This window comes from Rhizobium sp. R86522 (assembly GCF_042466255.1).
Classification (GTDB): Bacteria; Pseudomonadota; Alphaproteobacteria; order Rhizobiales; family Rhizobiaceae; genus Allorhizobium.
The window spans coordinates 1,948,046-1,960,534 of record NZ_JAXHBX010000001.1 but is presented as its reverse complement, the minus strand read 5'-3'; the positions used below and the strand labels follow the sequence as shown (position 1 = coordinate 1,960,534).

Here is a 12,489-nt window from a genome sequence, read left to right as displayed (position 1 = left end):
ACGCAGCATCAGTTGCTCGCGCGTTCCACCTTGATGTCGCCGAGTTCGTCGATCAGCACTGTCCATTCCTCGACACGATCGGTTTCCGGCGAAGTCTTGAGATAGACGGTGGCAAAGAATCCGGGCGTTGCCGCAACTCCGGTCATGCTTTCGGGACGAATGCCGGTGACATAGGGCTTGATGGCCGTGAATTCTTCGAGCTCGACGCTCTCGACAAGCCTGAGCCCGCCTTCGCCAGAGGCGATCATCTGCAGATGGAGGCGGGCGGTTCGGTCCTGCTGGCGGATCGCGACGAGCTTGTAATAGCCGCGTTCGCCGGCTTCAACCGGCGCCTCGACATCAGCCGCACCTTCCGCCCCTGATTCCCAATAGCCGCCGCTGATCACAAAGGTTGCCGTCACCGGCAGCGCACTGATCTCGTCCGCGATGACGGGAGCGGAAAACAGGATAGGGGCCAGTAGGGCGGAGACGGTGAGAACCTTCATCGGGAACCTCAATCGGAAAACTGTTCGGCAATGATCCGGTCCGACCAGGAGCGATCGGGATCCGACAGGATACGCGCCGTCGTGTCTTCCGATTGCGCTATCTCTACCCGAAGAACCGATTTGACCTCGGTATGGTCGGCCACCGCATTGACCGGCCGCTTCTCCGGCTCCAGCACCTCCAGCACCACGGTCACCTTGTCGGGCAGCAGCGCTCCACGCCAGCGTCGTGGCCGGAACGCACTGACGGGTGTCAGCGCCAGAAGCGGTGCCTCGAGCGGCAGGATCGGCCCATGGGCGGAAAGATTGTAGGCGGTCGAACCCACCGGCGTCGCCACCATCAGACCGTCACAGATCAGTTCCTCGAGCCGTACCTGTCCGTCGACAATCACCCGGAGCTTGGCTGCCTGATAGGACTGCCGGAGCACCGAGACCTCGTTGATCGCCAATGCGAAGGAGACCGACCCGTCCGAATTACTCGTGGTCATCTTCAGCGGATGAAATTCGTTCTCGACCGACGCCGAGATCCGCTCGGGAAGATTGTCGGTCGAATAGTCGTTCATCAGGAAGCCGACGGAGCCGCGATTCATGCCGTAGATCAGCTTGCCGGTGTTCATCGTGTCATGCAGCGTCTGCAGCATGAAGCCATCGCCGCCGAGGGCCACAATGACGTCGGCCTCGGCCGGCTCGGTATGGCCGTAGCGACGAATCAGCTCATTGCGCGAAGCCTGGGCTTCGTCCGTATTGGAGGCGATGAAGGCGAGCGACCGGAACGTGCGAGACATGGCGAGCCCTGATGAAATGTCGCCAAGTGGTACATGACATCTACCTGTAACCACAAGCCGTTTTGCCCCGGAATTGGTTCGGCGCGCCGGCGGGCGAAGCATTTGGCCTGCGGTCACTTATTCACCATTTCCGCTAACCCTGGCCCGATTTTTTGCTTTACCGCAAACCGATTTCCGCCTAAACACCCCGCACTGCCCTTGTAGCTCAGTTGGTAGAGCACCTGATTTGTAATCAGGGGGTCGCGGGTTCGAACCCTGCCGGGGGCACCACTTCTCACCACACATTTTCGTTTTTCCCATTGTCCTAACAGGCACTTGTTTGGCATGGTCTCGGCCGACAGCCGATGGAGATCCGATGCGCAAGACATTTCATGCCGGTCTGGCTTTGGCCGCGACTGCCTTGTTTCTGCTGCCGGCCGAGAGCCGGGCTGCCGACATCAAATATGCATGTGAAGACGGCACCTCGCTCACCGTTGCGTTCAGCGACGCGCAAGCCGAGGTGACGATCCCCGACGGCACGAAGATCGGGCTGCCGCAGCAGCAGGCGGCGAGCGGCTTCTGGTATTCGAATGGCCGCTACGAGATGCGCGGCAAGGGCGAGGAAATACAGTTTGCCATCGGCCGCATGGCGCCGGTCACCTGCCGCAATGCCGGCGAGGCGGCGGGTAAGTTCGATCGCGCCACGCGCGCCGAGGTCGAGCTCGCCGAAAAGGACACCGGCTTTGACATCAAGGGCAAGCTCACCTGCCTGCGCTATCCCAACTTCGCCTTGAAAGAACTCGACCTCGGCGAAAAGGGTGCAGCAGGGATCTACATCGCGTCGTCCGAGGGCCCCTGCCAGCTCAATCCGACGCTCGACCGCAAGATAGAGGACGACACGGCCGGCTATCTCTGGGGTGCTGTCGGTCCCTATGCCTTCTTCCGCGGTGCCGATGGCTTGAATGGCGGCCTGCCATTCGTCGTCTATGACGCCCGCACTGGTGCACGACTGATTGAGGATCTGATTGCCGGCGATTTTGCCGCTCTCTCCCTGGTCGGAGAGGAGCTTACCCTGCGCTATCGCCGCACCTATGCCGCTTCCTGTTCCTTGCTGGCGGCTCCGGAGACCTGTGCTGCGACCATCCGCCAGGAGCTTGGTCTCGCTGCCGATCGTCCCATGCCCGATTGCCGCCCCGCCTATCAGCCGGCAATCGACGCCGATCCGGACGCTGCCAAAGCGATCGAAGCCTGGCCAAGCGTCATCGACTATCCGGTCGAGCGCAAACTTTCAGCATCCGGTACGTCCTTCGTTGCCGTGGATGGCGACCTCGTCTGCCGTCCTTCCATGTGAAGGTGAGGGCCGGCAGCTTCCCGTTCAGTCTTCGGCATCGAGCCGCGCGGCATCCTGTATGTCGCGCAACAGGTCGGGCAGGGCGGCCTGCACGCGGTTCCAGCTCGGCATGAAGGGCGTGGCATTCGGATTGTCGAGATAGACCTGGCCCGCCTCGATCAGGTTCGCCGCAAACAGCTCGACAGCCTGTTCCTCGCGATGCCGGTCGGTGGTGAGCCCGTTCATCCGGGCATCGTGGTAATAGGTTTCCACCAGATCGAGTGCCGTCCTGTAATAGGTGGCCTTGAGCGTCCGGAAGGCGTCATTGCCGAACACGACCCCGTCGGTCGCGAGCTTGCGGTAGAGCGCCTTGGTGATGTCTACAGACATGCGCGACAGACCCTTGGCCGCATCCTCGGGCGAGAGCGGCTGGTGCTTGTGGTCATATGAATCGGCAATATCCACCTGGCAGATCGACTGGGTCGAGTAGTTGCGCCACATTTCCGAGAGGACGCCGATCTCCAGCCCCCAGTCGGAAGGAATCCGGATATCGGAGAGGATCTGGGTCTGCATGGCAAACTCGCCGGCGAGCGGATAGCGGAATGCCTTGAGGAAGTCGATATAGGGGTGGTGTCCGATGACCTTTTCCAGGCTGAGCAGCAGCGGCGTGACCAGCAGCCTTGTCACGCGACCATTGAGCGATCGGTCGGCGATGCGCGGATAATATCCCTTGGAGAAAACGTAAGGAAAACGCGGATTGGCGACGGGATAGACGAGCCGTGCCAGCATGTCGCGCGAATAGGTGGTGATATCGCAGTCATGCAGGGCAACCACGCCGGCCTGCCGGGCGGCCAACACATACCCCATGCAGAACCAGACATTGCGTCCCTTGCCGGGCTGGTCGGGCGAAAGGGCCTCGGCCTTCAGTTTCTCGTCGACGGCACGCAGCCGGGGCCCGTCATGCCAGAGAATCGTATGCTTCTGCGGCAGCCGCGAGAAGTATTGCTTCGCATGGCGGAACTGCTGTTGGTCGGCCTGGTCGAGGCCAATGACGATCTCGGATATGTAGGGTGCCTGCGACAGCTCGGATACGATGTGTTCGAGGGCAGGGGCCTCAAGTTCGGAATAGAGCGATGGCAGGATCAGCGTGATCGGTCGCGAGGCGGAAAAGACGGTGAGCTCTTTCTCCATCCGTTCCAGCGATCGCTCCCTGAGATTGTGCAGGGTGGCAACCACGCCGTTCTGGTGAAAATCCGCCATGTCTAAATCCTTTCGTGATGAAGCCGGTTGCGGCCGACTCAGAGAAACCCCGTGGCAACGAGTTGGTGGATCATGATGTTCCAGCCCTCCGGGCCGAATTGTTCCGAGCGCAGGATAAAGCCCCGTTCTTCCCGCTCTGTGACGGGCAGGGCCTTGTGTGCGGGATTGGCGATGATGATGCCGCAATCGGCGGCTTCCAGCATCGCAAGATCGTTCGGCGCATCGCCGAGCGCGACTGTGCGGATTATCTCGCCGCCGTTGAGGCGCTGGTAATGTGCGACGACCTCGGCCATGCGCTCGGCCTTGGAGGTCTTGGGCATCAAGGTGAAGAAGCGTCCGCCCTGCACGGCGCTGAAACCTTGCGCGTCAAGCAGCGCGATAAATGCCTGCCTCTGCACCTCGGTGCCGGTAAAGCGCCCCGGCTCGGAAAAGTGCCGTTGGCGAGCAAGTTCGGCTGCGGTGAATGGCAGCCCGGTCTCAGAGGCGACCCGCGCAACGTCCCAGTCACCAAAGCCTTCGAAGCAGGCGCCGAGCTCCTTAGGTAATTCCCTAAGAAAAGAACGCAGGTCGCTGTAAGGACTCTGCAAATTCCCCTTGGAGAAGGCTGTTTCCGTATCAAGTCCAACGACGCCCGCGCCGTTTTCGACGATCATCGGATGGGTAATGCCGATCGCTTCCGCGATCGGTCGCATCTCTGCTTCTGTCTTGCTGCTGGCGAGAATGACGGGAATGCCGCGTAACGCCAGTAGATCGAGCGCCGGCCGCGCCGCCTCGAAGGAATAGCTGTCGTGATCGAGCAGCGTTCCGTCGAGATCGGTGAAGACGAGCTTCATCAGCCCTTGGCCGCCAGATGCTGGCGTGAGGCGTAGAGTGCAATCGCCGCCGCATTGGAGACGTTGAGCGACTTGATGGTGCCGGGCATGTCGAGGCGTGCGAGTGCCGATACGGTTTCACGCGTCTTCTGTCGCAAGCCCTTGCCTTCGGACCCGAGCACCAGCGCAATGCGGTCGCCGGTGAGCGTGCCTTCCATCGGGGCCGGTCCTTCCGAATCGAGCCCAACCGAGAAGAAGCCGAGCTTGTGCAACTCGCCTAGTGCATCCGAAAGGTTGGTGACCTGGATATAGGGGATGAGTTCCAGCGCGCCGGAAGCCGACTTCGCCAGCACGCCCGATTCCGTCGGGCTGTGCCGCTGTGTGGTGATGACAGCACCCGCATCGAAGGCGACCGCCGAGCGCATGATCGCGCCGACATTGTGGGGATCGGTCACCTGGTCGAGCACGAGGATCAGCGGGCTGTCTTTCAATGCTTCCAGTCGGCGCGGGGGAAGCGGACGGGTTTCCAGCATGACGCCCTGATGAATAGCTTCGGGACCAAGGATCTTGTCGAGGTCCTGCGGCGTCACCGTCTCGAAGGGGATGCCGAAGTTTTCCACAGAGGAGATCTCGAGCCTGACGAGCGCATTCTGTGTCGCCGAAAGCTTGATCAGCTTGCGCTCGGGATTGTCGAGGGCGGCGCGCACGGTATGCAGTCCGTAGAGCAGGACCTGTTCGGGTGCAAGTTTCGGCGGCGTCCAGTCTGCATTGCTCTTGCGTGGCTTCTGCGGCCCCGGCGTCGGGATTTCGCCCCGCTCACGCTTGGCATCGCGCACCTGTCGGCGCAGCGTCGCATAATGAGTGTCACGGGCGGTTTTTTCGGTTTTCGGATCTTTGGCCATGCGCCCTTATAGCGGCGGGCAGGGGACGGGCATAGACCCAGGCAGAAAATCCCCTGTGTGTCCGGGCATGTGTCTGGCCTATGAAACTTTTCGGAATTTTTCGTCAAACTTCGTGTTGACATGAGCCGGTTGGGCCGTCATATACCCGCCGCAGATCAGGGGGCGACGCACTCTGGTCTGGACTAGAAAGCTTGGTCGCCAGATCCGGACGAAAGAATGGAGAGATGCCCGAGTGGTTAAAGGGGACGGACTGTAAATCCGTTGGCTCAGCCTACGTTGGTTCAAATCCAACTCTCTCCACCATTCGTCCTCGGATCTGAAAATGCGGGTATAGCTCAATGGTAGAGCAGCAGCCTTCCAAGCTGAATACACGGGTTCGATTCCCGTTACCCGCTCCAGACACCTTCCGATCCTAACGTTCGAATTTCAAACGGTTTTCCGGCGCTGCTTCGCCTTGCGTGAAGTGCTTTGCGCAGCTGCAGGATTCGGCTGTGGAAACCGTGCGTTTCGGCCTCCGGAAGGCTTGTTATTTAACGCTTGCGCATTGCGCATGAAAGCCTTAAACGGCGGGACCAAACCGGTTCGCCGGGGCAACCCCGTTTCGTTCACAGGAAGCATTCAAATGGCAAAGAGTAAGTTTGAGCGCAACAAGCCGCACGTCAACATCGGCACGATCGGCCACGTCGACCACGGCAAGACGTCTCTGACGGCAGCGATCACCAAGTATTTCGGTGAGTTCAAGGCCTATGACCAGATCGACGCCGCTCCGGAAGAAAAGGCACGCGGCATCACCATCTCGACGGCGCACGTCGAGTATGAGACGCCTGCCCGTCACTACGCGCACGTCGACTGCCCCGGCCACGCCGACTACGTCAAGAACATGATCACCGGTGCAGCGCAGATGGACGGCGCGATCCTGGTTTGCTCGGCCGCTGACGGCCCGATGCCGCAGACCCGCGAGCACATCCTGCTCGCCCGTCAGGTTGGCGTTCCCGCGATCGTCGTCTTCCTCAACAAGGTTGACCAGGTCGACGACGCCGAACTGCTCGAGCTCGTTGAACTTGAAGTTCGCGAACTTCTGTCGTCCTACGACTTCCCGGGCGACGACATCCCGGTCGTCAAGGGTTCGGCTCTGGCCGCTCTTGAAGATTCGAACAAGACGATCGGTGAAGACGCGATCCGCGAGCTGATGGCTCAGGTTGACGCCTACATCCCGACGCCTGAGCGTCCGATCGACCAGCCGTTCCTGATGCCGATCGAAGACGTGTTCTCGATCTCTGGCCGTGGTACGGTTGTGACGGGTCGCGTTGAGCGCGGTATCGTCAAGGTCGGCGAAGAAATCGAAATCGTCGGCATCCGTCCGACGACGAAGACGACCTGCACGGGCGTTGAAATGTTCCGCAAGCTGCTCGATCAGGGCCAGGCTGGCGACAACATCGGCGCACTTCTGCGTGGCGTGACCCGCGATGCGGTTGAGCGTGGCCAGATCCTGTGCAAGCCCGGCTCTGTCAAGCCGCACAAGAAGTTCATGGCAGAAGCCTACATCCTGACGAAGGAAGAAGGCGGTCGTCATACGCCGTTCTTCACCAACTATCGTCCGCAGTTCTACTTCCGTACGACGGACGTGACCGGCATCGTGTCGCTTCCGGAAGGCACGGAAATGGTTATGCCGGGCGACAACGTCACGGTTGAAGTCGAGCTGATCGTTCCGATCGCGATGGAAGAAAAGCTGCGCTTCGCTATCCGCGAAGGCGGCCGTACCGTCGGCGCCGGCATCGTCGCTTCGATCATCGAGTAATCGGTGATCTGATCGATCGATAAGAATAAAGAGGCCTCGCTGGAAACAGCGGGGCCTTTTCCGTTATGGATTATCTTATGCTCATCACGCCTCAGCAGACCGATGTGATCCGAAGCTTCCGTCACGAGATGAGGCTGGCGGGGTGCTGGGGTGCGTGTTTCGAGGTCGCTTGCTTTATCGAACATCAGTTTGACTGGCGCCGCATCGATGGCGTGTATGAGTTGCCCGACGGACGCCCGATCTTTCTGCACTCATGGAACATGATGTCGGACGGCACCCTGGTGGATGGTACCGCAGATCAATTCGGGGAAGGACGCGACATCGCGATCCATCCGTGCGGCAGCCCTGACCACTTAAGATACAGAGACAGATACACCGCAGCTCACAATCCCTTGAAAACGTCCTGGCTCGCTACGCGGCCCTATAGCGGTGTACCCGATCAGACTTTCTGGGATGATGAGGAAGCCCGCCGAACACTGGCTCCAGGTTGGTGGATATCGGAGCCTCAGCCCTACGTCGCATGGTTCAAGAGTGGCGCGACCATGTATCCGATGTTCAGGACAATGCGAGAGCGCTACCGCCAGCGTGGCTATGAAATTGCTAGTCTGGAATGAGGGGCCTCAAGCCCGCTGCAGCAGCTGCTCTTCGGCAAGCCGCAGGAGATCCGTCACCAGGTAGCCGTTGATAGTTAGTCCCGTCAGATCGCATTCGGCAATCGACGTGCCGGCGAGGCTGGCGAATTGGATGGTGCTGCCGTTGAGGTCGACATGGGTGAGGCTTGCCGCATGCATCACCACATTCTCCATGACCGCGGCATTCATCGCCACATTGCGGATCACCATCTGCTCGGCATTGGCATCTGTGATCAGGCTCCGGCCGAGGTCCACGTTGCTGAACACGGCTTCCTTGAGCGAGACGTCGCTGAAGCGGGCTTCCGACAGGTCGGCATCGTCGAACTCGGAACCGGGCAGGGCGGCATTGCTGATACGGATCATGGCTGTCCTCCGCGAGGGCTCAAGGCCAAGTATCAGCCAAAGCCGAGAACATGGCAAGCGGGCGCCCGGCGCCACTCCTGGACCCGTAACGTCTGGAAACTCCTGACCTCCTCTCTGCATGGCTTCCATGCGCGCTTGCTACTTCTCGTCTGATTCCCCCTCGGTTACTTCTGAAACCATCCTGATTCGCCCAGGCCTGCCGTTGGCTGTGCCCCACATATCGGACGAACTGCCGATGGCCCGCTCACCTCTTGCTACCTGGTTGCTGATTGCGCTGCCCCTCTGGCCTTGGGCGGCTGCGGCCGAGGAAGGCGCCTTTCTGTGGAATGCCACGGGCTCTGCGGACGATCTTGGTATCGGCACCGGTGTCGCCCTCGATATGCCCGGGCGCCCTCGGCTCGGCGCCGAATCGAACCTGCGTCGTGCCACCCGCACCGATTCGGGCACGACTCATCCGCCCATGCGCCTCTGGGGTGAGGTTGATCTGCGCAAGACTGCGCCAAACCCCGCCTCTGTCGGCCTCACGGTCGATCTCGTGAGCGGTGCAGCCCGCGCAGCACTCCGCCAACACCGCGCCCTCGTGGACGAGGGCCCGGCGACGCTCTCGCACGACCGCGCACTGGAGGCGGGACGCCGCCATGATGGCGAAGCGGTGTTTGTCCGCGCCAGAATCTCCGGCTTTTCCTCGGCGGGATAGACACCACCGTGACCGGCAGTGTGGTGATGGACAGTGCCGCGCCATTTCATGCCGAACTGGCTGTCGAGAAGCGCCTGTGGCCCGGCATCAAGCTGCGCGCGGTCATTTCCGATATCGCGCACGAACCTGCCGCACGGGTCAATGCGCGGTTTGAGCGGCAGTGGTGAGCGATGCCATTGACCGCTCTGTGAAAAGCAGAAAAAAGACACTTGCCAATCCGGCGCGCCCGCCTTAAAGGGTGCTCCATGCCTCGGACGGGAACGTTCCGGTCCGATGTAAGGCTTAGGGGTATAGCTCAGTTGGTAGAGCGGCGGTCTCCAAAACCGCAGGTCGTCGGTTCAAGCCCGGCTGCCCCTGCCAAGTCGCACGGCGCGCATCATGCTGCGACGAGCATAAGGATCTGGCAAAGCCGAAAGAGTGCTGGAGACGATTTCCTCTTGTGAAAAGGGGAATCGGTCTCTATGTAGGGTTCAAACAGACACGCGGTGCGTGGGGCTGACGAAGGTCGGCTTTACGCGCCGTAAATGCGTGGGCAATAAATGGCATCCAAGGGTAATCCATTCGCGTTTCTGCAGCAGGTTCGCTCCGAGACGTCCAAGGTGACGTGGCCCTCGCGTCGCGAGACCACGATTTCGACGCTCATGGTCCTGGCGATGGTGTTTTTCGCTGCGCTGTTTTTCTTCGGCGCGGACCAGCTGATAAGCTGGTTGCTTGGCCTTGTGCTGAGCGTCGGCAATTAATCGGGCGGAGACGAACATGGCGGCACGTTGGTACATCGTCCACGCGTATTCTAATTTTGAGAAGAAGGTCGCGGAAGACATCGAGAACAAGGCCAAGCAGAAGGGTCTTGATCATCTCTTCGAAAAGATCCTCGTTCCGACCGAAAAGGTCGTCGAGGTTCGTCGCGGCCGCAAGGTGGATAGCGAGCGCAAGTTCTTCCCGGGCTACGTCATGGTGCGGGCAAACCTGACCGACGAAGCCTACCACCTGATCAAGAATACCCCGAAGGTCACGGGTTTCCTCGGTTCCGACAACAAGCCGGTTCCGATCCCGGATTTCGAGGCTGAGCGCATCCTGGGGCAGGTCCAGGAAGGCGTCGAGCGTCCGAAGTCCTCCGTGTCCTTCGAAATCGGCGAACAGGTTCGCGTCTCCGACGGTCCTTTCGCCTCCTTCAACGGGATCGTCCAGGACGTGGACGAAGAGCGCTCGCGCCTCAAGGTCGAGGTCTCGATCTTCGGTCGCGCGACCCCCGTCGAACTCGAATACGGTCAGGTCGAAAAGGTCTGATCGGAGAAGGGGAGGTAACTCCCCGACCCGCGTGGGAGGATGGCGGTCTCTTAAGCCGGACCGTCCAGACGCACCACGCAACCGCAGCCGCCAACCTAAAGTTGGCATAATGGATCGGGAAACCGGTCTGAAATGAAAGGCAGAGAGTAATGGCTAAGAAAGTTGCAGGCCAGCTCAAGCTCCAGGTCAAGGCAGGATCGGCTAACCCGTCCCCGCCGATCGGCCCGGCACTTGGTCAGCGTGGCATTAACATCATGGAATTCTGCAAGGCGTTCAATGCCGCCACGCAGGAAATGGAAAAGGGTATGCCGATCCCGGTCGTCATCACCTATTACCAGGACAAGTCCTTCACCTTCGCAATGAAGCAGCCGCCGGTTACCTACTGGCTGAAGAAGGAAGCAAAGATCACCTCTGGCTCGAAGACTCCGGGCAAGGGTGCGAAGGTCGGTACGATCACCAAGGCGCAGGTCCGCGCAATTGCCGAAGGCAAGATGAAGGATCTTAACGCCGCCGACATCGAAGGCGCAATGCTGATGGTTGAGGGCTCTGCCCGCTCCATGGGCCTGGAAGTGGTAGGTTGATCATGGCCAAGGTAGCAAAGCGTATTCAGAAGATCCGTGAAGGTGTTGACCCGACGAAGCTCGTCGCCCTCACCGACGCCATCTCGATGGTCAAGGAACGTGCCGTCGCCAAGTTCGACGAAACGATCGAAATCGCCATGAACCTCGGCGTCGACCCGCGCCACGCAGACCAGATGGTCCGCGGCGTGGTCAACCTGCCGAACGGCACCGGCCGTGACGTTCGCGTTGCCGTTTTCGCACGTGGCGCCAAGGCTGACGAAGCCAAGGCTGCTGGCGCAGACATCGTCGGCGCCGAAGACCTGCTCGAAATCGTTCAGGGCGGCAAGATCGACTTCGATCGCTGCATCGCGACCCCGGACATGATGCCGCTCGTCGGTCGCCTCGGTAAGGTTCTCGGCCCGCGTGGCATGATGCCGAACCCGAAGGTCGGTACGGTGACCATGGACGTCACGGGCGCCGTCAAGGCTTCCAAGGGCGGTGCCGTCGAGTTCCGCGTCGAGAAGGCTGGTATCATCCATGCCGGCATCGGCAAGGCTTCCTTCGACGCCAAGGCGCTCGAAGAAAACATCAAGGCTTTCGCTGACGCCGTCATCAAGGCAAAGCCGGCTGGCGCCAAGGGCAACTATGTCAAGCGCGTAGCCATCTCCTCGACCATGGGCCCGGGCGTCAAGATCGACCCGTCCACGGTTACGGCCTGATTATCAATTCGGCCGGGGCGAAAGCGCCGGCCTGACCAAGTTTCCGGCCTTTCGGGGCCGGAAATGCCTGGTGTCAAAACCAGGCACTCCTGTCCGAGATTGTGGGCGGCCTTAGGGCCTTAATACATGCCTGCATGAGACGGGTGAGATCCGGTATTTAAACGTCTGATGACGTCTTGAAGTTCGGTTCGAGCCTTATTCGCCTTTTGGCTGGAAACATTTTCCAACCGGAGGGGACAGGATCCTCAAGCGTCGCTTGGGATCTGATACATGGATCCCTTGAGGCAAAGGCAAACCCGGTGGGGCCTGCAGGATTGCGGTCCCATCAACTGGAGACAGACAGTGGAAAGAGCGGAAAAACGCGAATTCGTCACAGAACTGAACGAAGTCTTCAAGGCTTCCGGTTCGGTTGTTGTGGCCCACTATGCTGGTGTCACGGTTGCGCAGATGAACGACTTCCGTTCGAAGATGCGCGCTGCTGGCGGCACCGTCAAAGTCGCGAAGAACCGCCTGGCCAAGATCGCTCTTCAGGGCACGGAAGCCGAAGGGATCACCGATCTCTTCAAGGGCCAGACGCTGATTGCATTCAGCGCTGATCCGATTGTGGCTCCGAAGGTCGTCATGGATTTCGCCAAGACCAACGACAAGATCGTTGTACTGGGCGGCGCCATGGGAACAACCACCTTGTCCGCAGATGCAGTCAAGTCGCTTGCGACCCTGCCTTCGCTGGACGAACTGCGTGCAAAGCTGGTCGGCATGATTCAGACCCCGGCTACCCGCATCGCAGGTGTTGTGGCAGCACCGGCAGCTCAGCTTGCTCGCGTGTTTGCGGCCTATGCAAAGAAGGACGAAGCCGCGTAAGGCGGTTTTTCGCTGTTCATAC

Annotated in this window: 16 protein-coding genes and 4 tRNA genes; 14 read left to right on the top strand and 6 right to left on the bottom strand. The window is 60.3% G+C overall.

Annotation, left to right across the window (positions count from 1 at the left end; genetic code table 11):
* Positions 1-8: 8 nt before the first annotated feature.
* On the bottom strand, positions 9-485 hold the full coding sequence (locus tag SJY08_RS09465) for a hypothetical protein (protein ID WP_377275402.1): 477 nt from the start codon (positions 483-485) through the stop codon (positions 9-11).
* 8 nt (positions 486-493) lie between these two features.
* Complete coding sequence (locus SJY08_RS09460; protein ID WP_054150698.1) at positions 494-1,267, bottom strand: NAD kinase; 774 nt, start codon at positions 1,265-1,267, stop codon at positions 494-496.
* Positions 1,268-1,461: 194 nt separating this feature from the next.
* On the opposite strand from SJY08_RS09460, the gene SJY08_RS09455 reads away from it, so the two are divergent.
* Both SJY08_RS09455 and SJY08_RS09450 read left to right on the top strand, forming a co-directional pair.
* Positions 1,462-1,537: transfer RNA gene (locus tag SJY08_RS09455), tRNA-Thr, on the top strand.
* An 85-nt stretch (positions 1,538-1,622) separates the two neighbouring features.
* Positions 1,623-2,597: an MliC family protein gene (locus SJY08_RS09450; protein WP_377275401.1), complete on the top strand. Its 975-nt coding sequence runs from the start codon at positions 1,623-1,625 to the stop codon at positions 2,595-2,597.
* 24 nt (positions 2,598-2,621) lie between these two features.
* Here the strand turns inward: SJY08_RS09450 and SJY08_RS09445 are convergent, their stop codons facing one another.
* The 3 genes from SJY08_RS09445 to rlmB are packed head-to-tail and all read right to left on the bottom strand — an operon-like array spanning position 2,622 to position 5,550.
* The gene (locus SJY08_RS09445) at positions 2,622-3,836 is read right to left on the bottom strand and encodes a glycosyl transferase (RefSeq protein WP_054150700.1); all 1,215 of its coding nucleotides are present in this window, start codon (positions 3,834-3,836) and stop codon (positions 2,622-2,624) included.
* A gap of 38 nt (positions 3,837-3,874) precedes the next feature.
* Positions 3,875-4,669: an HAD-IIB family hydrolase gene (locus SJY08_RS09440; protein WP_377275400.1), complete on the bottom strand. Its 795-nt coding sequence runs from the start codon at positions 4,667-4,669 to the stop codon at positions 3,875-3,877.
* A complete protein-coding gene (gene rlmB / locus SJY08_RS09435) occupies positions 4,669-5,550 on the bottom strand; it encodes a 23S rRNA (guanosine(2251)-2'-O)-methyltransferase RlmB (RefSeq protein WP_377275399.1) in 882 nt (293 codons plus the stop codon). Before rlmB ends, SJY08_RS09440 begins: the two co-directional genes overlap by 1 nt.
* Positions 5,551-5,768: 218 nt before the next feature.
* Here rlmB and SJY08_RS09430 point away from each other — a divergent pair.
* The 4 genes from SJY08_RS09430 to SJY08_RS09415 all read left to right on the top strand — a co-directional run bounded on the left by SJY08_RS09430 (position 5,769) and on the right by SJY08_RS09415 (position 7,962).
* Positions 5,769-5,853 (top strand) — tRNA-Tyr (locus SJY08_RS09430).
* 21 nt (positions 5,854-5,874) lie between these two features.
* Positions 5,875-5,948 (top strand) — tRNA-Gly (locus SJY08_RS09425).
* Between the two features lie 224 nt (positions 5,949-6,172).
* Positions 6,173-7,348: an elongation factor Tu gene (tuf, locus tag SJY08_RS09420; RefSeq protein WP_069041580.1), complete on the top strand. Its 1,176-nt coding sequence runs from the start codon at positions 6,173-6,175 to the stop codon at positions 7,346-7,348.
* A gap of 65 nt (positions 7,349-7,413) precedes the next feature.
* Positions 7,414-7,962: a hypothetical protein gene (locus SJY08_RS09415; RefSeq protein ID WP_377275398.1), complete on the top strand. Its 549-nt coding sequence runs from the start codon at positions 7,414-7,416 to the stop codon at positions 7,960-7,962.
* Positions 7,963-7,968: 6 nt separating this feature from the next.
* Here SJY08_RS09415 and SJY08_RS09410 read toward each other — a convergent pair whose 3' ends face one another.
* Positions 7,969-8,343 (bottom strand): pentapeptide repeat-containing protein, encoded by a 375-nt coding sequence (locus tag SJY08_RS09410; RefSeq protein WP_377275397.1) that lies wholly within the window; start codon positions 8,341-8,343, stop codon positions 7,969-7,971.
* A gap of 235 nt (positions 8,344-8,578) precedes the next feature.
* Here SJY08_RS09410 and SJY08_RS09405 point away from each other — a divergent pair, with 235 nt between their 5' ends.
* From SJY08_RS09405 to rplJ, 8 genes are all read left to right on the top strand, one after another.
* Positions 8,579-9,040, top strand: coding sequence for a hypothetical protein (locus SJY08_RS09405; protein WP_377275396.1), 462 nt, complete (start codon positions 8,579-8,581; stop codon positions 9,038-9,040).
* Between the two features lie 8 nt (positions 9,041-9,048).
* Positions 9,049-9,207, top strand: a complete 159-nt coding sequence (locus tag SJY08_RS09400; RefSeq protein ID WP_377275395.1) for a hypothetical protein — start codon at positions 9,049-9,051, stop codon at positions 9,205-9,207.
* A 117-nt stretch (positions 9,208-9,324) separates the two neighbouring features.
* Positions 9,325-9,400: transfer RNA gene (locus tag SJY08_RS09395), tRNA-Trp, on the top strand.
* Positions 9,401-9,579: 179 nt separating this feature from the next.
* On the top strand, positions 9,580-9,780 hold the full coding sequence (secE, locus tag SJY08_RS09390; protein ID WP_054149598.1) for a preprotein translocase subunit SecE: 201 nt from the start codon (positions 9,580-9,582) through the stop codon (positions 9,778-9,780).
* A gap of 16 nt (positions 9,781-9,796) precedes the next feature.
* Complete coding sequence (gene nusG, locus SJY08_RS09385; protein ID WP_054149597.1) at positions 9,797-10,327, top strand: transcription termination/antitermination protein NusG; 531 nt, start codon at positions 9,797-9,799, stop codon at positions 10,325-10,327.
* Positions 10,328-10,476: 149 nt separating this feature from the next.
* Entirely contained in the window at positions 10,477-10,908 is a 432-nt protein-coding gene (rplK, locus tag SJY08_RS09380; RefSeq protein WP_006728786.1) for a 50S ribosomal protein L11, read from the top strand.
* A gap of 2 nt (positions 10,909-10,910) precedes the next feature.
* Positions 10,911-11,606 carry a 50S ribosomal protein L1 gene (gene rplA / locus SJY08_RS09375; RefSeq protein ID WP_054149596.1) on the top strand — a complete coding sequence of 232 codons (696 nt, stop codon included), beginning with the start codon at positions 10,911-10,913 and terminating at the stop codon, positions 11,604-11,606.
* Positions 11,607-11,948: 342 nt separating this feature from the next.
* Complete coding sequence (gene rplJ / locus SJY08_RS09370; RefSeq protein WP_054149595.1) at positions 11,949-12,467, top strand: 50S ribosomal protein L10; 519 nt, start codon at positions 11,949-11,951, stop codon at positions 12,465-12,467.
* Positions 12,468-12,489: the final 22 nt, after the last annotated feature.